General features: G+C 58.5%; 19 protein-coding genes. 16 read left to right on the top strand and 3 right to left on the bottom strand.

Annotated elements, in window-relative coordinates; all coding sequences use genetic code 11:
• Positions 1-10: 10 nt before the first annotated feature.
• From dapC to map, 3 genes are all read right to left on the bottom strand, one after another.
• Complete coding sequence (gene dapC, locus CAF65_RS07365; RefSeq protein WP_085715701.1) at positions 11-1,210, bottom strand: succinyldiaminopimelate transaminase; 1,200 nt, start codon at positions 1,208-1,210, stop codon at positions 11-13.
• 159 nt (positions 1,211-1,369) lie between these two features.
• Positions 1,370-4,072, bottom strand: coding sequence for a [protein-PII] uridylyltransferase (locus CAF65_RS07360; protein WP_085715700.1), 2,703 nt, complete (start codon positions 4,070-4,072; stop codon positions 1,370-1,372).
• A 42-nt stretch (positions 4,073-4,114) separates the two neighbouring features.
• Positions 4,115-4,897 (bottom strand): type I methionyl aminopeptidase, encoded by a 783-nt coding sequence (gene map, locus CAF65_RS07355; protein WP_008000050.1) that lies wholly within the window; start codon positions 4,895-4,897, stop codon positions 4,115-4,117.
• Between the two features lie 371 nt (positions 4,898-5,268).
• Between map and rpsB the strand changes: the two genes are divergently transcribed.
• The 16 genes from rpsB to dnaE all read left to right on the top strand — a co-directional run bounded on the left by rpsB (position 5,269) and on the right by dnaE (position 23,641).
• Positions 5,269-6,006: a 30S ribosomal protein S2 gene (gene rpsB / locus CAF65_RS07350; protein ID WP_085715699.1), complete on the top strand. Its 738-nt coding sequence runs from the start codon at positions 5,269-5,271 to the stop codon at positions 6,004-6,006.
• 189 nt (positions 6,007-6,195) lie between these two features.
• Positions 6,196-7,059 carry a translation elongation factor Ts gene (gene tsf, locus CAF65_RS07345; protein ID WP_085715698.1) on the top strand — a complete coding sequence of 288 codons (864 nt, stop codon included), beginning with the start codon at positions 6,196-6,198 and terminating at the stop codon, positions 7,057-7,059.
• Between the two features lie 210 nt (positions 7,060-7,269).
• Positions 7,270-8,013 carry a UMP kinase gene (gene pyrH / locus CAF65_RS07340; RefSeq protein ID WP_008000043.1) on the top strand — a complete coding sequence of 248 codons (744 nt, stop codon included), beginning with the start codon at positions 7,270-7,272 and terminating at the stop codon, positions 8,011-8,013.
• On the top strand, positions 8,010-8,567 hold the full coding sequence (gene frr / locus CAF65_RS07335) for a ribosome recycling factor (protein WP_008019552.1): 558 nt from the start codon (positions 8,010-8,012) through the stop codon (positions 8,565-8,567). The genes pyrH and frr overlap by 4 nt, the downstream gene beginning before the upstream one ends.
• A 13-nt stretch (positions 8,568-8,580) precedes the next feature.
• Positions 8,581-9,336 carry a polyprenyl diphosphate synthase gene (gene uppS, locus CAF65_RS07330; protein ID WP_085715697.1) on the top strand — a complete coding sequence of 252 codons (756 nt, stop codon included), beginning with the start codon at positions 8,581-8,583 and terminating at the stop codon, positions 9,334-9,336.
• Entirely contained in the window at positions 9,336-10,142 is an 807-nt protein-coding gene (locus CAF65_RS07325) for a phosphatidate cytidylyltransferase (protein ID WP_085715696.1), read from the top strand. Before uppS ends, CAF65_RS07325 begins: the two co-directional genes overlap by 1 nt.
• Positions 10,139-11,329, top strand: coding sequence for a 1-deoxy-D-xylulose-5-phosphate reductoisomerase (ispC, locus tag CAF65_RS07320; RefSeq protein WP_085715695.1), 1,191 nt, complete (start codon positions 10,139-10,141; stop codon positions 11,327-11,329). The genes CAF65_RS07325 and ispC overlap by 4 nt, the downstream gene beginning before the upstream one ends.
• A gap of 53 nt (positions 11,330-11,382) precedes the next feature.
• Entirely contained in the window at positions 11,383-12,735 is a 1,353-nt protein-coding gene (rseP, locus tag CAF65_RS07315; RefSeq protein ID WP_085715694.1) for a sigma E protease regulator RseP, read from the top strand.
• Positions 12,736-12,809: 74 nt separating this feature from the next.
• Positions 12,810-15,200, top strand: coding sequence for an outer membrane protein assembly factor BamA (bamA, locus tag CAF65_RS07310; protein WP_085715693.1), 2,391 nt, complete (start codon positions 12,810-12,812; stop codon positions 15,198-15,200).
• A 45-nt stretch (positions 15,201-15,245) separates the two neighbouring features.
• On the top strand, positions 15,246-15,749 hold the full coding sequence (locus CAF65_RS07305; RefSeq protein ID WP_008000031.1) for an OmpH family outer membrane protein: 504 nt from the start codon (positions 15,246-15,248) through the stop codon (positions 15,747-15,749).
• A 3-nt stretch (positions 15,750-15,752) separates the two neighbouring features.
• Complete coding sequence (lpxD, locus tag CAF65_RS07300) at positions 15,753-16,808, top strand: UDP-3-O-(3-hydroxymyristoyl)glucosamine N-acyltransferase (protein ID WP_085715692.1); 1,056 nt, start codon at positions 15,753-15,755, stop codon at positions 16,806-16,808.
• Positions 16,809-16,916: 108 nt separating this feature from the next.
• A complete protein-coding gene (gene fabZ / locus CAF65_RS07295; protein WP_007978374.1) occupies positions 16,917-17,357 on the top strand; it encodes a 3-hydroxyacyl-ACP dehydratase FabZ in 441 nt (146 codons plus the stop codon).
• Positions 17,354-18,130 carry an acyl-ACP--UDP-N-acetylglucosamine O-acyltransferase gene (lpxA, locus tag CAF65_RS07290; protein ID WP_008019545.1) on the top strand — a complete coding sequence of 259 codons (777 nt, stop codon included), beginning with the start codon at positions 17,354-17,356 and terminating at the stop codon, positions 18,128-18,130. The genes fabZ and lpxA overlap by 4 nt, the downstream gene beginning before the upstream one ends.
• Positions 18,131-18,132: 2 nt before the next feature.
• Positions 18,133-19,263 carry a lipid-A-disaccharide synthase gene (gene lpxB, locus CAF65_RS07285; protein ID WP_085715691.1) on the top strand — a complete coding sequence of 377 codons (1,131 nt, stop codon included), beginning with the start codon at positions 18,133-18,135 and terminating at the stop codon, positions 19,261-19,263.
• An 11-nt stretch (positions 19,264-19,274) separates the two neighbouring features.
• The gene (gene rnhB / locus CAF65_RS07280) at positions 19,275-19,901 is read left to right on the top strand and encodes a ribonuclease HII (RefSeq protein ID WP_057400877.1); all 627 of its coding nucleotides are present in this window, start codon (positions 19,275-19,277) and stop codon (positions 19,899-19,901) included.
• 218 nt (positions 19,902-20,119) lie between these two features.
• Entirely contained in the window at positions 20,120-23,641 is a 3,522-nt protein-coding gene (gene dnaE / locus CAF65_RS07275; RefSeq protein ID WP_085715689.1) for a DNA polymerase III subunit alpha, read from the top strand.
• Positions 23,642-23,685 lie beyond the last annotated feature (44 nt).

Raw genomic sequence — 23,685 nt, 5'->3', positions numbered from 1 at the left:
CGGTAGGGGGTTATTTGCGGCGCTGGATGAAATCGCGAATCCGCTCGGCGGCTTCAACACACTCCGCCAACGGTGCAACCAGCGCCATGCGCACACGCCCGGCCCCCGGATTGACGCCATCGACATCCCGTGACAGGTAAGAGCCCGGCACCACGGTCACGTGCTCCTGTTCGAACAGGTCGCGGCAGAACGCTGCGTCGTCACCTGCCACATTCGGCCACAGGTAGAAACTGCCATCCGGACGCTGTACGTCCAGCACCGGGCTGAGGATGTCCAGGACCGCATCGAACTTCTCGCGGTACAACGCACGGTTGGCGCGCACATGCACTTCGTCATTCCACGCGGCAACACTGGCCAGTTGCGTCTGAACCGGCATCGCGCAGCCGTGGTAGGTGCGATACAGCAGGAACCCCTTGAGGATATCGGCATCGCCGGCGACGAAACCGGAACGCAGGCCCGGCAGGTTGGAGCGCTTGGACAGGCTGTGGAACACCACGCAACGCTTGAAATCCTTGCGGCCTAGTTCCGCGCAAGCGCTGAGCAGGCCTGGCGGCGGAGTCTGTTCGTCGAAATACAGCTCGCTGTAGCACTCATCGGCGGCAATCACGAAGTCGTACTCGTCGGCCAGTGCGATCAGCTTTTTCAGGGTTTCCACCGGAATCAATGCGCCGGTCGGGTTGCCTGGCGAGCACAGGAACAGGATCTGGCAGTGTTTCCAGATGTCCGGCGACACGGCGTCGAAATCCGGGTTGAAGCCGTTTTCGTCCAGGCACGGCAGGTAATGCGGCTTGGCGCCGGCGAGGAACGCCGCGCCTTCGTAGATCTGGTAGAACGGGTTCGGGCTGACCACCAGAGCGTCATCGCCACGGTTGACCACGGTCTGGGTGAAGGCGAACAGCGCTTCGCGGGTGCCGTTGACCGGCAGCACGTTGCGCGCCGGGTCGATCCAGCCTTTAGGGACATCGAAGCGCCGCTCGCACCATGCAGCGATAGCTTCACGCAGGGCCGGAATACCGAGGGTGGTCGGGTACACCGCCATCTGATCCAGGTTGCTGGCCAGGGCTTCGGCGACAAAGCTCGGCGAGCGGTGTTTCGGCTCGCCGATGGACAAGGCAATCGGGCGTTTGTCCGGATTGGGCGTGACACTGCCGAGCAGGGCGCGGAGTTTCTCGAACGGGTAGGGCTGGAGCTGGGTCAGAGCGTTGTTCATCGATAAATCTCGTTCGGTGTTGGAGCGGCGCTGGTCCCTGTAGGAGCGAGCTTGCTCGCGATGGTCGTCAACGATAACGCGTTCTTGCCAGGGTAACGCGGCGTATTTGAGTTCATCGCGAGCAGGCTCGCTCCTATATTAGGGCGGGCCGTTGTTGATTCAGATGCTGATGCGCGACAGTTTGATATCAGGTTCCTGGTTGACGCTCAGTTGTTCGACGATCGCATCCTGCAAGCGGCTGCACAGCAGCGGGTCGGACAACGGCTGATTGTTGGCGTCGGTGATGAAGAACACGTCTTCCACGCGTTCGCCGAGGGTGGCGATCTTGGCATTTTGCAGTGACAGATCGAACTCCAGGAAAATCGTCCCAATCCGCGCCAGCAGGCCCGGGCGGTCAGGTGCCGTGAGTTCCAGCACCGTCACTTGGCGCTGGGCGTCGTTGTGGATCGTCACTTGTGGCGCAAAGGCGAAATGCTTGAGCTGACGGGGCACCCGGCGCTGGATGATGGTCGGGTAGTCATCCGGGTTGCGCAGGGCTTCGGTCAGGCCGTCGCGGATTTGCTTGATTCGTGCCGGGTTATCGCCAATCGAGTCGCCGTCGGTGTCGAGCACGATATAGGTGTCGAGGGTGAACTGGCTGCTGGAGGTGATGACCCGGGCGTCGTGAATGTTCAGGTTGAGCTGGTCCATCGCAGCCACGGTCACGGCGAAGAAGTCGTGCTGGTCGGGGGCGTAGATGAAGATCTGTGTTCCGCCCTCGAACTCGCGCTGGGTGGTTTCCTTGATCAGTACCAGTGGCCCGCCGTCGGCCGGTTGCTGGAGGATCGCGTCGCTGTGCCAGGCCACATCGCCGGCGGTGTGGCGCAGGAAATAGTCGTCACCCAACTGTGCCCACAGTTGCTCGACATCGTCCGGGTCGGTGCCGCCGCGCACCAGGATATCCAGGGCGGCGCTCTGGGTCTGGCGGATCTGTTCTTCGCGATCCACCGGGTTCTCCAGGCCGCGACGCAGGGCGCGCTTGGTCTCGGTGTAGAGCTGGCGCAGCAGGCTGGCGCGCCAGGAGTTCCACAGGGTCGGGTTGGTGGCGTTGATGTCGGCGACGGTCAGCACGTACAGGTAGTCGAGGCGGGTTTCGTCGCCGACGATCTGTGCGAAATCGTGGATCACCTGCGGGTCGGACAGGTCCTTGCGCTGGGCGGTTGTCGACATCACAAGATGGTTTTGCACCAGCCAAACGATCAGGCGGCTGTCCCACGTGGGCAGTTGATGACGCTGGCAAAAGGCCTCGGCATCCACGGCACCGATGTCCGAGTGATCGCCATGCCGGCCTTTGCCGATGTCGTGGTACAGGCCGGCCATGTAAATCAGTTCGGGCTTGGGCAGCTTGCCCATGAGCTTGCTGGCCAGCGGGAATTTTTCCGACACCTTGGTGTACTGCAACTTACGCAGGTGTTTGATCAGGTTCAGGGTGTGGGCATCGACTGTATAGATATGGAACAAATCATGTTGCATCTGCCCGACGATAAAGCCGAATTCGGGCAGGTAACGCCCGAGGATGCCGTAACGGTTCATTCGCCGCAGGTTGCGGTGGATGCCGATCTTGCACTTGAACAACTCGATGAACAGGCTGGTGTTGCGAATATCGTTGCGGAAGTCGTCGTCGATCAGGTAGCGATTTTCCCGCAGCAGACGAATGGTGTCGGCGCGCACCCCCTTGATTTCCGGCTGCTGGGCCATCAGCACGAATATTTCGAGCATGGCGAACGGCGTGCGGCGAAAGACGTTGTCGTTGCGTGCTTCGATGTAGCCGTCATGCAGCTGGAAGCGCGAGTTGATCGGTTGTGGTGGCGCTTCGTCTTCCGGTGCGAGGATGACTTCTTCGAAGTGCTGGATGATCAGGTCGCTGAGCTGGGCGATGCTCATCACCACCCGGTAATACTGCTGCATGAAGTTTTCGACGGCTTGCTTGGCGTCGTCGCCCTTGAAGCCCAACAGCCCGGCAATGGTGCGCTGGTGATCGAACAGCAGGCGGTCTTCGGCACGACCGGCGAGCATGTGCAGGGCGTAGCGAACCTTCCACAGGAACTCCTGGGAAGAGGCGAGCAGGGCGTTTTCACTCTCGACCAGGAACCCTTCGCCAGCCAGTGCCCGCAAGTTCAGGGTTCCGTACTCGCGACGGGCTACCCAGAGAATCGTCTGGATATCCCGCAAGCCGCCGGGTGAGCCTTTGACGTTGGGTTCCAGGTTGTATTCGGTGTCGTTGTACTTGTGGTGGCGGGCCTTTTGTTCGGCGCGCTTGGCCAGGAAGAAGTCCTTGCTCGGCCACATGTGCGTGGTGCTGGTGACCTCCAGCATGCGCTGGCGCAAATGCTCGGGGCCGGCGATGGTGCGGCTTTCCATCAGGTTGGTGACGACCGTCAGGTCGGCGCGGGCCTCGACGGCGCACTCGTCGACCGAGCGAACGCTCTGGCCAACCTCCAGGCCGATGTCCCACAACAGCGTCAGAAAACGCTCTATGGAATCGCGGAAAACTTCGTGGTCGGCGCTGTCCAGCAGGATCAGCAAGTCGATATCGGAATAAGGATGCAATTCGCCGCGGCCGTAGCCACCGACCGCGACCAATGCAATGCCAGCTTCGGAACTCAAGCTGAACTGGTTCCAGGCCTTTTGCAGGATGTTATCGACAAACCAGGCACGATCCTCGATCAGCCGGCGAATGTCCCGTCCGTTGCGAAAACGGGTGTCGAGCACCTCGCGGGCCTGGCGGATCGCCTTCTTGAAGGCCGCTATCGGGCTTGCCTTCAGGGCCAGTTCAGCCTGGAACTGGCCTCGGTCGAAGAGTTCGGGATCCACCTGCGGCATCGATTGGCTTTCCTTTCTATAAGGCGATGTACGGTAACGGGATCAGGCCGAAACGCGAGGGATGGTGTCATCGCTGCGCAGGGTGAAGATCTCGTAACCGGTTTCGGTCACCAGCAGGGTGTGTTCCCACTGTGCCGAGAGCTTGCGGTCCTTTGTGATCGCGGTCCAGCCATCGCCCAGTACCTTGGTGTCAGCCTTGCCCTGGTTGATCATCGGCTCGATGGTGAAGGTCATGCCGGCCTTGAGTTCCATGCCGGTGCCAGCGCGGCCGTAGTGCAGGATCTGCGGCTCTTCGTGGAAAACCTTGCCGATTCCGTGACCGCAGAATTCGCGAACCACCGAGAAACCGTTCTTTTCAGCGTGCTTCTGGATGATTTCGCCGATATCGCCCAGGCGGCAGCCGGGTTTGACGATTTCAATCGCCTTGTACATGCATTCCTGGGTCACCTGGGACAGGCGCTCGGCCCAGACCGGCACGTTGCCGACATGGAACATGCGGCTGGTGTCGCCGTGGTAGCCGTCCTTGATGACAGTGACGTCGATGTTCAGGGTGTCGCCATCTTTCAGCGGCTTGTCGTTCGGGATGCCGTGGCAGACCACATGGTTGATCGACGTGCAGATCGACTTTGGATAGCCCTTGTAGTTGAGCGGGGCGGGGATGGCTTTCTGCTCATTGACGATATAGTCGTGGCAGATCTGGTTCAGTTGATCGGTGGTAACGCCCGGCTTGACATATTCGGCAATCATTTCCAGCACATCGGCGGCCAGTTTGCCGGCGATACGCATTTTGGCGATATCCTCGGGGGTTTTGAGGGTGACGGTCATACAGGCTCTCTCTGCGCTCGATGGCGCTTTCTAAACGGAAAGGGCATTACGCGATCGATCTTCGCGGCCCTGAAAAATGCGATTCTACCAGACGATCAGCGCAAATCTGCGCCTGTGTGCATCGCTTCTCTTTATAGAATGGTGCATTCTTGGCGGATTCCAAGGAATGGAGCAAAGCGCTCGCCAGGATTTCAGAATCCGGGTTCCGTTTTGCCCTGCCTTGTGGTATAAAATGCGCCGCTTTCCGGGGATGTCCCGAAAAGCCTAAATCCACACACGTGTCGACACGATGACCTGGGTGCCTTCAGCTGATGCTGCTGGTTGGTCATTGGGATACGTGGAGGCCAAACCCGACTTATTAAGGAACTATCATGTCCCAAGTCAATATGCGCGATATGCTGAAGGCCGGTGTGCACTTCGGTCACCAGACCCGTTACTGGAACCCGAAAATGGGCAAGTACATTTTCGGCGCGCGTAACAAGATTCACATCATCAACCTTGAAAAAACCCTGCCAATGTTCAACGAAGCTCTGACTTTCGTAGAGCGTCTGGCCCAGGGCAAAAACAAGATTCTGTTCGTCGGCACCAAGCGTTCCGCTGGCAAGATCGTTGCTGAAGAAGCAGCACGTTGCGGTTCGCCGTACGTCGATCACCGCTGGTTGGGCGGCATGCTGACCAACTTCAAAACCATCCGTGCTTCCATCAAGCGTCTGCGTGACCTTGAAGTTCAATCTGAAGACGGTACTTTCGCCAAGCTGACCAAGAAAGAAGCGCTGATGCGCACTCGTGACCTGGAAAAGCTGGATCGTTCCCTGGGTGGTATCAAGGACATGGGCGGTCTGCCAGACGCTCTGTTCGTTATCGACGTTGATCACGAGCGCATCGCGATCACCGAAGCCAACAAGCTGGGCATCCCGGTTATCGGCGTAGTCGATACCAACAGCAGCCCGGAAGGCGTTGACTACATCATCCCAGGCAACGATGACGCAATCCGCGCTATCCAGTTGTACATGGGTTCGATGGCTGACGCTGTAATCCGCGGTCGCAACAATGTTGCCGGCGGCACCGAAGTATTCGTTGACGAAGCTCCGGTAGCAGCAGCTGAGTAATTGACGCCTTGGCGTTGACTCAGTAAGCAAAAAGGGGGCTTGGCCCCCTTTTTGCCACCTCGAAAACCATTTGTCGGCGCCCACTGCTCTATCTGTAACGTGCGGCAGCTAACAAGGGTGGTTCGGGAAGAATTGATCGCCCGTTCGGTCGGGTGGAATGGTTGAAAACCTATCCAAGAGGATTTTGAAATGGCAGAGATTACTGCAGCGTTGGTCAAAGAACTGCGCGAGCGTACCGGCGAAGGCATGATGGATTGCAAAAAGGCCTTGACCAAGGCTGGTGGCGACATCGAGAAAGCCATTGATGACATGCGTGCTTCGGGCGCCATCAAGGCTGCCAAGAAAGCCGGCAACGTTGCCGCTGAAGGCGCTATCGCCATCAAGGCTGACGACAAGGCAGCCGTGCTGCTGGAAGTCAACTCGCAGACCGACTTCCTGGCCCTGCAAGACGACTTCAAGAACTTCGTTGCTGCCAGCGTAGAAAAAGCCTTCGCCGAAAAACTGACCGACGCAGCTCCGCTGATCGCTGCTCAGGAAGCGGCTCGTGAAGCCCTGGTGGCCAAGGTTGGCGAGAACGTCAACATTCGTCGTCTGGTACGCGTAGAGGGTGACGTTGTCGGCACCTACCTGCACGGTAACAAGATCGGTGTTGCTGTTGTTCTCAAGGGCGGTGATGTTCAGCTGGCCAAAGAGATCGCCATGCACGTGGCTGCAAGCAATCCTGAGTTCCTGCTGCCATCGCAGGTTTCTGCCGAAGCCATCGAGCGCGAGAAGGCTGTATTCCTGCAGCTGAACGAAGACAAGATGAAAGGCAAGCCTGCTGAAATCGTCGAGAAGATGATTGCCGGCCGTATCACCAAGTTCCTGGCTGAAGCCAGCCTGGTCGAGCAAGCTTTCGTGATGAACCCGGAACTCACCGTGGGTGCCCTGGCCAAGAAAGCCGGCGCTGAAATCGTTTCCTTCACCTACTTCAAAGTCGGCGAAGGCATCGAGAAGCCAGTGGACAACTTCGCAGAAGAAGTTGCTGCCCAGCTGGCTGCCGCCAAGCAATAAGACGGTTTTTTAACTGTCGCCCAGAAGAGGCTGCCCGCTCACGCGCGCAGCCTCTTTTCAGATGGGGCACCAATTTTTATTTGGTTTCCTTTTGGAACTGGCTTACAAAGCCATGTTCCGATGGCGCTGAAGCAGCGCCAAGCAAGAGTGAACGCCAGCTGTAAACAGCTCGCAAAGAATTTTTAAAATACGCCGCAGGAGAGATTCGCAATGGCTCAGCAGGGCAGTGGTTATCAGGCTCGCTATAAACGCATTCTACTCAAGCTTAGCGGCGAGGCCCTGATGGGCTCGGAGGAGTTCGGGATCGACCCGAAAGTTCTGGATCGCATGGCATTGGAAGTTGGCCAGCTGGTCGGCATCGGTGTTCAGGTCGGTCTGGTTATCGGTGGTGGTAACCTGTTCCGCGGTGAGGCGCTGAGCAAGGCTGGCATGGATCGGGTCACCGGCGACCACATGGGCATGCTGGCCACTGTGATGAACGCCCTGGCCATGCGCGACGCCCTTGAGCGCGCCAACATCTCGGCCATCGTGATGTCCGCTATTTCGATGGTTGGCGTGACCGATCACTATGATCGCCGCAAGGCCATGCGCCACTTGAACTCCAAGGACGTGGTGATTTTCGCGGCCGGTACCGGCAACCCGTTCTTTACGACGGATTCGGCTGCCTGCCTGCGTGCAATCGAAATCGATGCCGATGTCGTGCTCAAGGCGACCAAGGTCGATGGCGTCTACACCGCTGACCCGTTCAAAGACCCGCATGCCGAGAAGTTCGATCATCTGACCTACGATGAAGTGCTGGATCGCAAGCTGGGTGTGATGGATCTGACGGCCATTTGCCTGTGCCGCGACCACAAGATGCCGCTACGCGTATTTAACATGAACAAGCCCGGCGCCCTGCTGAACATCGTGCATGGCGGCGCTGAAGGAACCCTGATCGAGGAAGGCGAACAATGATCAACGAAATCAAGAAAGACGCTAAAGAGCGCATGCAGAAGTCGGTGGAGTCCCTGTCGCACAACTTCGGCCGCATCCGTACCGGCCAGGCGCACCCGAGCATTCTGGAAGGCGTGATGGTGCCGTACTACGGCGCTGACACCCCGATCAAGCAAGTGGCCAACATCACCGTCAAGGACGCCCGTACCCTGCAAGTCGTTGCCTTCGAGCGCAACATGCTCGGCGCAGTCGACAAGGCTATCGGCAGTGCAGGTCTGAACCTGAACCCGACAAACCTGGGTGAGCTGCTGCTGATCAGCATGCCGGCCCTGACCGAAGAAACCCGCCGCGGTTTCACCAAGCAGGCCCGTGATGTGGCTGAAGACGCTCGTGTTGCCGTGCGCAACATCCGTCGCGATGCCAACAGCTCGTTGAAAGACCTGGTCAAGGAAAAAGAGATCAGTGAAGACGAAGAGCGTCGCGCTACTGGCGAGATCGACGACCTGACCAAGAAGTTCGTGGCTGAAATCGACGCGAAGCTGGCAGAGAAAGAAAAAGACCTGATGGCCGTATAAGGGTCGCGTTTTCATGGAAAAGACCAAGCAGACTGCACCGTCCGCGGTGCCGCGCCATGTCGCGATCATCATGGATGGTAACAATCGCTGGGCGAAAAAGCGCTTTATGCCGGGTGTCGCCGGGCATAAAGCGGGTGTGGATGCGGTACGTGCGGTCATTGAAGTCTGCGCCGAGGCCAAGGTCGAAGTGCTGACCTTGTTCGCCTTTTCCAGCGAGAACTGGCAGCGTCCAGCCGATGAAGTCAGCGCCTTGATGGATCTGTTCTTCAAGGCCCTGCGTCGTGAGGCCAAGCGCCTCAACGACAACAACATCAGCCTGCGCATCATTGGTGATCGCTCACGCTTTCATCCCGAGCTGCAGGCTGCCATGCGCGAAGCTGAAAGCATGACGGCTGGCGCCAATCGTTTTATCCTGCAGATCGCCGCCAATTACGGCGGTCAGTGGGATATCGCGCAAGCTGCACAACGACTGGCGCGAGAGGTTCAGGCCGGGCACTTGCGTCCGGAAGACATCACGCCTGATCTGCTGCAGACCTGTCTGGTCACGGGTGACCTGCCGCTGCCTGACTTGTGTATCCGTACCGGTGGCGAGCACCGCATCAGCAACTTCCTGCTCTGGCAGCTGGCCTATGCCGAGTTGTATTTCTCCGACCTGTTCTGGCCGGACTTCAAACACGATGCCATGCGCAATGCGCTGGCCGATTTCGCTTCCCGCCAGCGCCGCTTCGGTAAAACGAGCGAGCAGGTCGAGGCTGGAGCCCGGGTTTAATGCTTAAACAACGAATCATCACCGCACTGATCCTGCTGCCGATTGCCTTGTGCGGGTTTTTCCTGCTTGAAGGTTCCGGTTTTGCGCTGTTCATCGGGTTGGTCGTAACCCTGGGTGCCTGGGAATGGGCGCGACTGGCGGGTTTCGCCGGTCAAGCGTTTCGCCTCGGCTATTCCGCCGTGGTCGCTTTGATGCTGTTGCTCATGTACATCCTGCCCGGCCTCGCGCCTTGGGTATTGGGCGCTTCGGTATTGTGGTGGGCGGTGGCGACGTATCTGGTGCTGAGCTATCCGCATTCGAGCGATCATTGGTCCAATGCGGCGACCAAGCTGGTGATCGGCCTGTTGATTCTCCTGCCGGCGTGGCAAGGTCTGGTGCAGATCAAGCAATACCCGCTGGGTAACTTGCTGATCCTGGCGGTGATGGTGTTGGTCTGGGGTGCCGATATTGGTGCCTACTTCTCCGGTCGTGCTTTCGGCAAGCGCAAGCTCGCACCGCAGGTCAGCCCGGGCAAAAGCTGGGAAGGCGTGTACGGTGGGCTGGCGCTGAGTCTGGTCATTACCACATTCGTTGGCCTGGTGCGTGACTGGACGGTGGCCGAGCTGCTCAAGGGGTTGATCGGGGCCGCGCTGATCGTGTTCATTTCGGTGGTGGGCGATCTCACTGAAAGCATGTTCAAGCGCCAGTCCGGGATCAAGGACAGCAGCAACCTGCTTCCGGGGCACGGGGGGGTGCTGGATCGTATCGACAGCCTGACGGCAGCGATTCCGGTGTTCGCCGTACTGTTGTGGATGGCGGCGCCATGAGTCGCCCGCAACAGATTACCGTTCTGGGTGCGACCGGCTCGATTGGCCTGAGTACGCTCGACGTCATCGCTCGCCATCCTGATCGTTATCGGGTCTTTGCATTGAGCGGCTTCACTCGCTTGAGTGAGTTGCTGGCGCTTTGCGTGCGCCATGTCCCACGGTTCGCTGTCGTACCTGAGGTCGCTGCTGCCCGCACCTTGCAGGACGATTTGCGTGCGGCGGGTCTTTCGACCCGTGTTCTGGTGGGTGAGGACGGTTTGTGTCGGGTCGCTTCCGATCCGGAAGTCGATACGGTCATGGCGGCCATTGTCGGTGCGGCGGGATTGCGCCCGACACTGGCGGCAGTCGAGGCTGGCAAAAAGATCCTCCTGGCCAACAAGGAAGCGCTGGTCATGTCCGGCGCGCTGTTTATGCAGGCGGTGCGCAAGAGTGGCTCGGTGTTGCTGCCGATCGATAGCGAGCACAACGCGATTTTCCAGTGCATGCCGCTCGATTATGCCCGTGGCCTTGAGGCAGTCGGCGTACGTCGGATCTTGCTGACGGCTTCTGGCGGTCCGTTCCGGCAGACGCCAATGGCTGAGCTGGCGCATGTTTCACCTGACCAGGCGTGTGCGCACCCGAACTGGTCCATGGGGCGAAAAATCTCCGTTGACTCGGCCAGCATGATGAACAAGGGGCTTGAGTTGATCGAGGCCTGCTGGCTGTTCGATGCCAGGCCGGCGCAGGTCGAGGTGGTGGTTCACCCGCAAAGTGTGATCCATTCGCTGGTCGACTATGTCGATGGTTCTGTCCTGGCGCAGCTGGGTAATCCGGACATGCGCACGCCCATCGCCAATGCCCTGGCCTGGCCGGAGCGGATCGACTCGGGTGTGGCACCGTTGGATCTGTTTGCCATTGCACGGCTGGACTTCGAGGCGCCCGATGAAGAGCGTTTCCCTTGTTTGCGCCTGGCTCGTCAGGCGGCCGAGGCGGGTAACAGCGCGCCAGCGATGCTTAATGCAGCAAATGAGGTGGCAGTGGCGGCATTTCTCGACGAGCGGGTTCGATATCCGGAAATCGCGAGTATCATCGAGGAAGTACTGAATCTTGAGCCCGTGGTGGCAGTGGATGATCTCGATGCAGTGTTCACGGCAGACGCGAAAGCGCGCTTGCTGGCCGGACAATGGTTGAGCCGTCATGGGCGGTAAATGCTGCGGATAGTTGACCTGCGCAGCAGCGGACAGGTTTGCGGAGAAAGTAGATGAGCGCGCTCTATATGATTGTCGGCACCCTGGTCGCTCTGGGTGTGCTGGTTACCTTTCACGAGTTCGGCCATTTTTGGGTCGCGCGTCGCTGTGGGGTCAAGGTGCTGCGCTTCTCCGTTGGCTTTGGCATGCCGTTGCTGCGCTGGCACGACAAGCAAGGCACCGAGTTTGTCGTTGCAGCCATCCCGTTGGGCGGCTACGTAAAAATGCTCGACGAGCGCGAAGGTGAAGTACCGCTCGATAAACTTGATCAAGCCTTCAATCGCAAATCCGTTCGTCAGCGCATTGCCATTGTAGCGGCAGGGCCGATTGCCAACTTCTTGCTGGCATTGGTTTTCTTCTGGGGATTGGCAATGCTCGGCAGTGAGCAGGTGCGTCCGGTCATCGGGGCTGTAGAGTCCGGCAGTATCGCGGCCAAGGCGGGTTTGAACCCGGGCGAGGAGATCGTGGCCATTGATGGCGAAGCGACTTCCGGCTGGGCGGCGGTGAATCTGCAATTGGTTCGTCGCCTGGGTGAAAGCGGCTCGTTGCAGGTAATGGTTCGCGAACAAGGCTCCACGACCGATTCTCCTCGTGAACTTGTGCTGGACAAATGGCTTAAAGGGGCTAACGAACCCGACCCTATCCATTCGTTGGGGATTCGCCCGTGGCGTCCGGCATTGCCACCTGTGCTGGCCGAACTCGATCCAAAGGGGCCGGCCCAGGCTGCCGGCCTGAAGACCGGCGACCGGTTGCTGGCGCTCGATGGTCGTACGCTGGATGACTGGCAGCAGGTTGTCGATACCGTGCGTATGCATCCTGATACCAAAATCATACTGCGGGTCGAGCGTGACGGTGCTCAAATCGACATCCCGGTGACGCTGGCCGCTCGCGGCGAGAGCAAGTCACCCAGCGGTTACCTGGGGGCAGGGGTGAAGGCTGTCGATTGGCCGCCGGAGATGATGCGCGAGGTCAGTTACGGGCCATTGGCAGCGATTGGCGAGGGGGCTCGACGCACCTGGACCATGAGCGTGCTGACCCTCGATTCACTGAAGAAAATGTTGTTCGGTGAGCTCTCGGTAAAAAACTTGAGTGGACCGATAACCATTGCTAAAGTGGCGGGCGCTTCGGCCCAGTCGGGTGTTGCTGATTTCCTGAATTTCCTTGCTTATCTGAGTATTAGCCTGGGTGTTCTGAATTTGTTGCCCATTCCGGTACTGGATGGGGGGCATTTGTTGTTTTATCTGATCGAGTGGGCGCGTGGTCGTCCCTTGTCGGATCGGGTGCAAGGTTGGGGGATACAGATCGGTATCAGTTTGGTGATCGGGGTGATGTTGCTTGCTCTGGTCAATGATCTGGGTCGACTGTAACGCTTCGCTGAATTGCGAATCTGCCGCATTTTGCGGCAGTTTGTTTATTGCCAGTTGGAATAAGAAAGGACTTCATGAAACGTCTGCTGCTAACTGCGGTTCTCACCGTATTGATGATCGCCGAAGTTCACGCCGAGTCCTTCACTATCTCTGATATTCGCGTCAATGGCCTCCAGCGGGTCTCCGCGGGTAGCGTCTTTGGTGCTTTGCCGTTGAACGTCGGTGAACAGGCGGATGATCGTCGCCTGGTGGAATCCACTCGTGCGTTGTTCAAAACCGGTTTCTTTCAAGATATCCAGCTGGGCCGCGATGGCAACGTCCTGGTCATCACTGTAGTCGAGCGCCCGTCTGTCGCCAGTATCGAGATCGAAGGCAACAAGGCGATCTCTACCGAAGACCTGATGAAAGGCCTCAAGCAATCCGGTCTGGCCGAAGGCGAGATCTTCCAGCGTGCCACCCTTGAAGGTGTGCGTAACGAACTGCAGCGCCAGTACGTCGCCCAGGGTCGCTACTCGGCTACCGTCGATACCGAAGTGGTACCGCAACCACGTAACCGTGTTGGCCTGAAGGTCAATATCAACGAAGGTACCGTTGCAGCCATCCAACATATCAACGTGGTGGGCAACACGGTTTTCCCCGATGAAGACCTGATCGACCTGTTCGAACTCAAGACCACCAACTGGTTGTCGTTCTTCAAGAACGACGACAAGTACGCCCGTGAAAAACTCTCCGGTGACCTGGAGCGCCTGCGTTCCTACTACCTGGACCGTGGCTATATCAATATGGATATCGCTTCGACCCAGGTTTCCATTACGCCGGACAAGAAGCACGTCTACATTACCGTCAACGTCAACGAAGGCGAGAAATACACCGTTCGTGACGTCAAGCTCAGCGGCGACCTGAAAGTCCCTGAAGACCAGGTCAAGTCCCTGCTGCTGGTGCAAAAAGGCCAGGTGTTCTCGCGCAAGCTGATGACCACTACCTCCGAGCTGATCACCCGTCGTCTGGGTAACGAAGGTTATACCTTCGCCAACGTCAACGGCGTGCCTCAACCGCATGATGAAGATCACACCGTAGACATCCTGTTCGCGGTCGATCCGGGCAAGCGTGCTTACGTGAACCGCATCAATTTCCGTGGCAACACCAAGTCCGAAGACGAAGTGCTGCGTCGTGAAATGCGTCAGATGGAAGGCGGCTGGGCTTCAACCTACCTGATCGACCAATCCAAGACCCGTCTGGAACGTCTGGGCTTCTTCAAGGAAGTCAACGTCGAGACACCGGCCGTGCCGGGTGTCGATGACCAGGTCGATGTCAACTACAGCGTTGAAGAGCAGGCTTCCGGCTCGATCACTGCCAGCGTCGGTTTCGCCCAGAGCGCCGGCCTGATCCTCGGTGGTTCGATCACCCAGAACAACTTCCTGGGTACCGGTAACAAGGTCAGCATCGGCTTGACCAAAAGCCAATACCAGACACGTTACAACTTCGGTTTCGTCGACCCCTACTGGACCGCCGATGGCGTGAGCCTGGGTTACAATGCGTTCTACCGCACCACCGACTACAACGACCTCGACGTCGATGTAGCGAGCTATGCCGTGGACAGCATGGGTGCTGGCGTGAGCGTCGGCTACCCGATCAGCGAGACTTCGCGTCTGACCTTCGGCCTGTCTGCGCAACAGGACAAGATCAAGACCGGTCAATACACCGTCGACGAGATTTTCGACTTCGTTAACCGTGAAGGCGATCAGTACCTGAACTTCAAGGCTTCGGCCGGCTGGTCCGAATCCACCCTTAACAAAGGCGTACTGGCGACCCGTGGTCATTCTCAAAGCTTGACGGCGGAAGCCACCGTACCGGGTAGCGACCTGTCGTTCTTCAAACTCGATTACCGTGGCCAGTTGTTCCAGCCACTGTCTGAAAACTACACCATGCGCCTGCACACCGAATTGGGTTATGGCGATGGTTATGGTTCGACCGACGGCTTGCCATTCTATGAAAACTACTATGCTGGTGGTTTCAACTCGGTTCGTGGTTTCAAGGACAGTACATTGGGTCCGCGCAGTACTCCGAGCCGTGGCGAAGGCAGTACTGGCAACCCGGGCACTCTTGCTGACCCGGATCAGGATCCACTGCCGTTCGGCGGTAATGTCCTGATTCAAGGTGGTGCCGAGGTTCTGTTCCCGCTGCCGTTCGTCAAGGATCAACGTTCCCTGCGTACGTCGGTGTTCTGGGATGTGGGTAACGTATTCGACTCCAAGTGTGATCAGACGACCAATACCAATCCTGCGTCGAAGTCCAATACGCAGTGTAACGATATCAGCCTCAGCAACATGGCCAGTTCCGTGGGTTTAGGTGTGACGTGGGTAACTGCGCTGGGGCCTCTGAGTTTCGCGTTGGCCATGCCGGTCAAGAAACCGGATAACGCGGAGACTCAAGTGTTCCAATTTTCCCTCGGCCAGACGTTCTAAGCGTCTGACCCAAGATAACGACAATGAATTTTGTAGGAGTGCATCGTGCGTAAGTTGACTCAATTGGTTCTCCTGGCCAGCGTACTGGTCGCTGGTCCGGCATTTGCCGACATGAAAATTGCCGTTCTGAACTATCAGATGGCTCTGCTGGAGTCCGACGCGGCCAAGAAGTACGCCGTGGATGCCGAGAAGAAGTTCGGTCCTCAACTGACCAAACTCAAGACGCTGGAAAGCAGCGCCAAGGGCATTCAGGACCGCCTGATGGCTGGTGGTGACAAAATGCAGCAGGGCGAGCGCGAGCGTCTGGAGCTTGAATTCAAGCAAAAGGCCCGTGACTTCCAGTTCCAGTCCAAGGAACTGAACGAAGCCAAAGCCGTTGCCGACCGTGAAATGCTGAAGCAGCTCAAGCCGAAACTGGACAGCGCTGTGGAAGAAGTCATCAAGAAAGGTGCTTATGACCTGGTCTTCGAGCGTGGCGCAGTGATTGATGTCAAGCCTCAGTACGACATCACTCGCCAGGTTATCGAGCGCATGAATCAGCTGAAGTAATCCATGACCGTGACCATTAAGCTCGGCCAGCTGGCCGAGTTCCTCGGCGCCACGCTACGTGGCGACCCCGAGAAAGCAATTACTGGGCTAGCCACCTTGCAGGAGGCTGGCCCAGCTCAGTTGAGCTTTCTTGCAAACCCCCAATACCGTAAATACCTGGCAGGCAGTCAGGCGGCAGCCCTGTTGCTGAAAGCCGCTGACGCCGAAGGTCATTCCGGCGATGTGCTGGTGGTGCCGGATCCTTATGCGGCCTACGCACGTGTTTCCCACCTGTTCGATCCAAAGCCCAAGGCCGCCGCCGGCATACATCCGACGGCGGTGATCGCCGCGGATGCGGTGATCGATCCTGCGGCGAGTATCGGTGCGTTTGTGGTGATCGAAAGTGGTGCGCAGGTTGCAGCTGGTACGACTGTCGGCGCGCATTGCTTCATCGGCGCTCGCAGCGTGGTGGGTGAGGGTGGCTGGCTCGCGCCGCGTGTGACCTTGTATCACGATGTTCGCGTTGGCAAGCGAGTTGTCATTCAGTCCGGTGCGGTGCTCGGCGGCGAAGGCTTCGGTTTTGCCAATGAAAAAGGCATCTGGCAGAAAATTGCCCAGATCGGTGGTGTGCTGATCGGTGATGATGTGGAGATCGGCGTGAACACCGCTATAGATCGCGGTGCGTTGGCCGATACCATCATCGGCAACGGCGTGAAGCTCGATAACCAGATTCAGATTGCTCACAACGTTCAGGTCGGTGATCACACCGCCATGGCGGCGTGCGTCGGGATCTCCGGCAGCACCAAAATCGGCAAGCATTGCATGCTCGCCGGTGGTGTAGGCCTGGTGGGGCATATCGAAATTTGCGACAACGTTTTCATCACCGGGATGACCATGGTGACCCACTCGATTACCGAAAAGGGTTCCTATTCTTCCGGTACGGCCATGCAGCCGGCAGCCGAGTGGCGCAAAAGCGCGGCACGCATTCGTCAGCTCGATGACATAGCACGGCGTCTGCGCCAGCTGGAAAAGCAAGTAGGGGAAGTGACCCCTGACGGTAATGCTTCATCAGATGGCTGATACCATTTCCATATCAAGTGTGCACAGCCGCTAGACTGCCTCCTTGATTTGCTAGCGGAACGTGCGTCAGTCGCGCGCTCCCAATCTTTACATAGGCTTCCCCCCGAAATGATGGACATCAACGAGATTCGCGAATACCTGCCTCACCGTTACCCGTTCCTGCTGGTGGACCGGGTAGTGGAGCTGGATGTTGAAGGCAAGCGCATTCGCGCCTACAAGAATGTCAGCATCAACGAGCCGTTCTTCAATGGTCACTTCCCTGCGCATCCAATCATGCCGGGCGTATTGATCATCGAGGCCATGGCTCAGGCTGCCGGGATCCTTGGCTTCAAAATGCTCGACGTGAAACCGGCCGATGGCACTCTTTATTATTTCGTCGGCTCCGACAAGCTGCGCTTCCGCCAGCCGGTTCTGCCAGGTGACCAGCTGATACTTGAAGCCAAGTTCATCAGCTGCAAGCGTCAGATCTGGAAGTTCGAATGCCAGGCTTCGGTCGATGGCAAGCCTGTCTGCTCCGCTGAAATCATCTGTGCGGAACGCAAGCTATGAGTTTGATTGACCCTCGTGCAATCATCGATCCGACAGCCGTTCTGGCTGAGGGCGTCGAGGTTGGCCCGTGGTCGATCGTCGGTGCGGGTGTGGAAATCGGCGAGGGGACAGTCATCGGGCCGCACGTGATCCTCAAGGGGCCGACCCGAATCGGTAAGCACAATCGCATCTACCAGTTTTCCTCGGTGGGTGAAGACACACCTGACCTGAAGTACAAGGGTGAGGAAACCCGGCTGGTGATTGGTGATCACAACGTCATCCGTGAAGGCGTGACGATTCACCGTGGCACCATCCAGGACCGTTCGGAAACGACCCTGGGTGATCACAACCTGATCATGGCGTATGCCCACATCGGCCACGACAGCGTAATCGGCAACCACTGCATCCTGGTGAACAACACTGCACTGGCGGGCCATGTGCACGTGGAAGACTGGGCGATCCTCTCCGGCTTCACCCTGGTTCATCAGTATTGCCACATTGGCGCCCACAGCTTCTCAGGCATGGGTACGGCGATTGGCAAGGATGTTCCAGCGTATGTCACGGTGTTCGGCAACCCGGCCGAAGCCCGTAGCATGAATTTCGAGGGCATGCGCCGTCGGGGCTTCAGCGAAGATGCGATCCACGCACTGCGTCGTGCCTACAAGGTGGTGTACCGTCAGGGCCTGACCGTTGAGCAGGCGCTCGCCGAACTGGCCGAGCCGTCGGCCCAGTATCCGGAAGTAGCGGTGTTCCGTGACTCCATCCAGTCTTCGACTCGCGGCATCACCCGCTAATCATGGCCAATCTGCGTATTGCGCTGGTAGCGGGTGAGGCTTCCGGTGACATTCTGGGTGCGGGCCTCATGCGCGCGCTCAAGGCTCGTCACCCGGCCGTCGAATTCATCGGTGTTGGTGGTCCGCTGATGCAGGCCGAGGGCCTGACCCCGTACTTCCCGATGGAGCGCCTGTCTGTGATGGGGCTGGTGGAAGTCCTGGGTCGCCTGCGCGAGTTGCTGGCGCGGCGCAAGAAACTGGTCGCCGACCTGATCGCCGCGAAGCCGGACGTGTTCATCGGTATCGATGCACCCGACTTCAACCTCAATATCGAACTCAAACTGCGCCAGGCCGAGATCAAGACCGTGCACTACGTCAGCCCGTCGGTTTGGGCCTGGCGGCAGAAACGCGTGCTGAAGATTCGCGAAGGCTGCGACCTGATGCTCACGCTGTTCCCGTTCGAAGCCAGGTTCTATGAAGAGAAAGGCGTGCCGGTGCGGTTCGTCGGCCATACCCTGGCCGATGCCATTCCACTCGAAGCCGATCGCGCTGCTGCACGGGCCGAACTCGGTTTGCCCGATGGGCCGCTGGTTGCGTTGATGCCCGGCAGCCGTGGCGGTGAAGTTGGTCGGCTCGGTGCGTTGTTTCTCGATACCGCGCAGCGCCTGCGGGCGTTGCGCCCGGGGGTGCGGTTTGTCATGCCGTGCGCCAGTGCGCAGCGTCGCGCACAGCTTGAAGAGCTGTTGGTCGGTCGCGATCTGCCGCTGACTCTGCTCGATGGACAGTCTCATCTCGCCCTGGCAGCGTGCGATGCGGTGTTGATTGCCTCCGGCACCGCAACGCTTGAAGCATTGCTGTACAAGCGGCCGATGGTGGTCGCCTATCGCCTGGCGCCGCTGACGTTCTGGATTCTCAAACGCATGGTGAAAAGCCCCTACATTTCGTTGCCGAACTTGTTGGCCCAGCGTCTGTTGGTGCCCGAGTTATTGCAGGACGATGCAACGGTCGAAGCGCTGGCCCAGACGTTGTCACCCTTGATCGATGGTGGGGAAGAGCAGACCCGCGGTTTTGATGAGATTCACCGGACCCTGCGTCTGGATGCCTCCAACCAGGCTGCGGACGCAGTGCTGAACCTGATCGGCCAAGTGAAATGAGTAAAACGAACATGCAGATGGGGCTGGATTTCACCCTGGTGGCGGAAGTCGAAGAGTTGGTTGCCGGCGTCGATGAAGTCGGTCGCGGCCCGCTCTGTGGCGCAGTAGTGACGGCGGCGGTGATTCTTGATCCGAATCGCCCGATCCTCGGCCTTAACGACTCGAAGAAGCTCACCGAGGCCCGCCGCGAAAAGCTCTACGACGAAATCTGCGAAAAGGCCCTGAGCTGGTGCATCGCTCGCGCCGAAGTCGAAGAGATCGACGAACTGAATATCCTGCACGCCACCATGCTGGCCATGCAGCGTGCGGTGGCGGGGCTGCACATTCAACCGAAGCTGGCGATGATCGACGGCAACCGTTGCCCTAAGCTGCCGATGCGTTCCGAGGCGGTGGTCAAGGGTGACAGTAAGGTGCCGGCCATCGCAGCGGCTTCGATTCTGGCCAAAGTCAGCCGTGATCGTGAGATGGCCGCGTTCGAACTGATTTATCCGGGTTACGGCATCGGCGGACATAAAGGCTACCCGACGCCCGTTCATCTGGAAGCGCTCACCCGTCTTGGCCCGACCCCGATTCACCGGCGATCGTTTGCCCCGGTGCGGCTGGCGTATGAGGCACGGGAAGGATTGATCGAGAGTTAGTCGCAAGGCTGATTTTTTTTGCCAAGGCCCGGTACAATCCGGCTCTTTAAAGCGTCACGAGCGCAGGTAAGACAAGGCGAACGGCAGTGAGAAAGCGGAGTTGACTTTAGTCAATGAGCATTTCGAACTGTCGTTCAACGCAGTATTACCAAGTGAAGTAGCTTTAAAGCGCCGGATTTCCGGGCCTTGTTGTTTTCATGAATATACGCAGGATCACTATGCCGGCTTCATTCGTTCACCTACGCCTGCACACTGAATACTCCCTGGTCGACGGTCTGGTGCGGATCAAGCCGCTGGTCAAGACCCTGGTCGGCATGAACATGCCTGCCGTAGCGGTCACCGACCAGAACAACATGTGCTCCCTGGTCAAATTCTATAAAGCCGCCATGGGTGCCGGGATCAAACCGATCTGCGGCGCCGACCTGTGGCTGTCGAACAAGGATCCGGACAACCCACTGAGCCGGATCAGCCTGCTGGTCATGAATCCACTGGGTTATCGTAATCTCACCGAATTGATCTCTCGCGGCTTCATCGATGGTCAGCGCAATGGTTCGGTCATCGTCGAGCGCGAATGGGTGGCCGAAGCCAACGAAGGCTTGATCATGCTGTCGGCGGCGAAAGAGGGCGAAATCGGCCAGGCCATGCTCAGTGGCAACCCGGACGAGGCCGAAACCCTGGCGCGTGAGTGGATGGCGGTGTTTGCGGACCGTTTCTATCTGGAAATCCAGCGTACCAATCGCCCCAACGACGAAGAGCAATTGCATGGCGCCGTGGCCCTGGCCGAGAAGCTCGGTGCGCCGCTGGTCGCTACCAACGATGTGCGTTTCCTCAAGCAGGAAGACTTCGAGGCCCACGAAACCCGCGTCTGCATCGGTGAGGGGCGGGCTCTAGACGATCCGCGGCGTTCGAAGAATTACAGTAATCAGCAATACCTCAAAAGCGCCGAGGAAATGGCCGAGCTGTTCAGCGATATACCCGAGGCGCTGGAAAATACAGTCGAGATTGCCAAACGCTGCAATATCGATGTGAAACTGGGCAAGCACTTCCTGCCGGACTTTCCCACGCCCAACAGCATGGGTATCGATGATTACCTGCGCCATGTTTCCCACGAAGGCCTGGAAGAACGCCTGGCGGTGTTGTGGCCGAAAGATACAACCCCCAATTACGAAGAGAAGCGCCAGGTCTACCTTGATCGGCTGAAGTTCGAGCTGGATATCATCATCCAGATGGGGTTCCCCGGTTACTTCCTGATCGTTATGGACTTCATCAAGTGGGCCAAGAACAACGGCGTACCGGTGGGCCCGGGCCGAGGGTCGGGTGCCGGTTCCCTGGTCGCCTACGTACTGAAGATCACCGACCTTGACCCGCTGGCCTATGACCTGCTGTTCGAGCGTTTCCTCAATCCGGAGCGAGTCTCCATGCCCGACTTCGACGTCGACTTCTGCATGGACGGTCGCGATCGGGTGATCGAGTACGTGGCCGATGCCTATGGTCGCAACGCGGTGAGTCAGATCATCACGTTCGGTACCATGGCCGCCAAGGCGGTGGTGCGCGACGTGGCGCGGGTGCAGGGCAAATCCTACGGCCTGGCCGATCGCCTGTCGAAGATGATCCCCTTCGAGGTCGGCATGACCCTGGAGAAGGCATACGAGCAGGAAGAGGTCCTTCGCGATTTCCTCAAGGTCGACGAAGACGCCAAGGAAATCTGGGACATGGCGCGCAAGCTCGAAGGTGTCTGCCGGGGTACCGGCAAGCACGCCGGTGGTGTGGTTATTGCCCCGACCAAGCTTACGGACTTTTCGCCGATCGCCTGTGATGAAGAGGGCGGTGGCCTGGTCACCCAGTTCGACAAGGATGACGTCGAGGCTGCTGGCCTGGTGAAGTTCGACTTCCTCGGTCTGCGGACCCTGACCATCATCAAGTGGGCGATGGAAACCATCAATCGCGAACAGGCCAAGAAAGGCCTGGATGACTTGAACATCGACTTCATCCCGCTCGATGACAAGAAAACTTACGACCTGCTGCAGAAAGCCGAAACCACGGCGGTGTTTCAGCTCGAATCCCGCGGCATGAAAGAGCTGATCAAAAAGCTCAAGCCCGACTGCCTGGAAGACTTGATCGCACTGGTGGCGCTGTTCCGTCCGGGCCCGCTGCAATCGGGCATGGTGGACGACTTCATCAACCGTAAGCACGGTCGCGCCGAGCTGGCGTACCCACACTCGGACTACCAGTACGAAGGCCTCAAGCCAGTACTGGCACCGACTTACGGCATCATCCTGTATCAGGAACAGGTGATGCAGATTGCCCAGGTCATGGCCGGTTACACCCTCGGTGGTGCGGACATGCTGCGTCGAGCCATGGGTAAGAAAAAACCCGAGGAAATGGCCAAGCAGCGCGGCGGTTTCATCGAAGGTTGCGCCACCAACAATATCGACGCGGACCTTGCCGGTAACATTTTCGACCTGGTAGAAAAATTCGCCGGTTACGGCTTCAACAAGTCGCACTCCGCCGCCTATGGCCTGGTGTCGTACCAGACCGCGTGGCTGAAGGCGCACTACCCGGCGCCATTCATGGCCGCGGTACTGTCTGCGGACATGCACAACACCGACAAGGTCGTGACCTTGATCGAAGAAGTGCGGACCATGAAGCTGCGTCTCGACGCGCCGGACGTGAACACTTCCGAATTCAAGTTCACGGTGAACGACGAGGGCCGGATCATCTACGGCCTGGGTGCAATCAAGGGCGTGGGTGAGGGCCCGGTCGAGGCGATTACCGAAGCGCGTCTGGCCGGTCCGTTCAAGGATCTGTTCGATTTTTGCGCGCGTGTCGACCTCAAGCGCATCAACAAGCGCACCCTCGACGGTTTGATCCGCAGCGGTGCCCTGGATCGCCTCGGGCCGTATTTTTACGATGAGCAGAAAGCCTACCAGGCCAACATCGACCGCAATCGCGCGGTGCTGCTGACGGCCATGGAAGAAGCGATCAAGGCGGCCGAACAGACCGCGCGCACCCAGGACAGTGGTCACTCCGACCTGTTTGGCGGTCTGTTTGTCGAAGAAGACGCCGACGTCTATGTCAATCACCGCAAGGCCAAGGAACTGACCCTCAAGGAACGCCTGAAAGGGGAGAAAGATACCCTCGGCCTGTACCTGACCGGTCACCCGATCGACGAATACGAAGGTGAAATCCGTCGCTTCGCCCGTCAGCGCATCATCGATCTGAAACCTGCGCGTGATACCCAGACGGTCGCCGGGATGATTATCGCCTTGCGGGTGATGAAGAACAAAAAGGGCGACAAGATGGGGTTCATCACCCTTGACGACCGCTCTGGACGGATCGAGGCCTCGCTGTTTTCCGAGGCGTTCCATTCTGCGCAATCACTGTTGCAGACCGACGCGATGGTGGTGGTCGAAGGTGAGGTCAGCAACGACGACTTCTCCGGTGGCCTGAAGTTGCGGGTCAAACGGGTGATGAGCATGGAGGATGCGCGCACCAATCTGGCCGAAAGCCTGCGCCTGAAGCTGCATGCCAGGGACCTCAAGGGCGATCAGCTACGCTGGTTGGGCGAACTGTTGAAGCGTCACCGCGGTGCATGCCCGATCACCATGGACTACACCAGCCCTGATGCGAAGGCCTTGTTGCAGTTCGGCGAGGGCTGGCGGATCGATCCGGCGGATGCGTTGATTCAAGCCCTGCGTGACCAGTTCGGGCGAGACAACGTCTTCCTCCAATACCGTTGACGGTCAGTGCTATCAGATTGCCCTGACCTTGACCTGAATTTTTA

The organism is Pseudomonas sp. B28(2017) (assembly GCF_002113025.1).
GTDB lineage: Bacteria > Pseudomonadota > Gammaproteobacteria > Pseudomonadales > Pseudomonadaceae > Aquipseudomonas.
Note: the sequence above shows the minus strand (reverse complement) of the source record. Positions and strands in the feature narration are given on the sequence as shown.

Excerpts from the sequence above, each read along its gene's own strand:
- dapC (WP_085715701.1), bottom strand. The coding sequence starts at position 1,210 with ATGAACAACGCTCTGACCCAGCTCCAGCCCTACCCGTTCGAGAAACTC.
- CAF65_RS07360 (WP_085715700.1), bottom strand. The coding sequence starts at position 4,072 with ATGCCGCAGGTGGATCCCGAACTCTTCGACCGAGGCCAGTTCCAGGCT.
- map (WP_008000050.1), bottom strand. The coding sequence starts at position 4,897 with ATGACCGTCACCCTCAAAACCCCCGAGGATATCGCCAAAATGCGTATC.
- rpsB (WP_085715699.1), top strand. The coding sequence starts at position 5,269 with ATGTCCCAAGTCAATATGCGCGATATGCTGAAGGCCGGTGTGCACTTC.
- tsf (WP_085715698.1), top strand. The coding sequence starts at position 6,196 with ATGGCAGAGATTACTGCAGCGTTGGTCAAAGAACTGCGCGAGCGTACC.
- pyrH (WP_008000043.1), top strand. The coding sequence starts at position 7,270 with ATGGCTCAGCAGGGCAGTGGTTATCAGGCTCGCTATAAACGCATTCTA.
- frr (WP_008019552.1), top strand. The coding sequence starts at position 8,010 with ATGATCAACGAAATCAAGAAAGACGCTAAAGAGCGCATGCAGAAGTCG.
- uppS (WP_085715697.1), top strand. The coding sequence starts at position 8,581 with ATGGAAAAGACCAAGCAGACTGCACCGTCCGCGGTGCCGCGCCATGTC.
- CAF65_RS07325 (WP_085715696.1), top strand. The coding sequence starts at position 9,336 with ATGCTTAAACAACGAATCATCACCGCACTGATCCTGCTGCCGATTGCC.
- ispC (WP_085715695.1), top strand. The coding sequence starts at position 10,139 with ATGAGTCGCCCGCAACAGATTACCGTTCTGGGTGCGACCGGCTCGATT.
- rseP (WP_085715694.1), top strand. The coding sequence starts at position 11,383 with ATGAGCGCGCTCTATATGATTGTCGGCACCCTGGTCGCTCTGGGTGTG.
- bamA (WP_085715693.1), top strand. The coding sequence starts at position 12,810 with ATGAAACGTCTGCTGCTAACTGCGGTTCTCACCGTATTGATGATCGCC.
- lpxD (WP_085715692.1), top strand. The coding sequence starts at position 15,753 with ATGACCGTGACCATTAAGCTCGGCCAGCTGGCCGAGTTCCTCGGCGCC.
- fabZ (WP_007978374.1), top strand. The coding sequence starts at position 16,917 with ATGATGGACATCAACGAGATTCGCGAATACCTGCCTCACCGTTACCCG.
- lpxA (WP_008019545.1), top strand. The coding sequence starts at position 17,354 with ATGAGTTTGATTGACCCTCGTGCAATCATCGATCCGACAGCCGTTCTG.
- lpxB (WP_085715691.1), top strand. The coding sequence starts at position 18,133 with ATGGCCAATCTGCGTATTGCGCTGGTAGCGGGTGAGGCTTCCGGTGAC.
- rnhB (WP_057400877.1), top strand. The coding sequence starts at position 19,275 with ATGCAGATGGGGCTGGATTTCACCCTGGTGGCGGAAGTCGAAGAGTTG.
- dnaE (WP_085715689.1), top strand. The coding sequence starts at position 20,120 with ATGCCGGCTTCATTCGTTCACCTACGCCTGCACACTGAATACTCCCTG.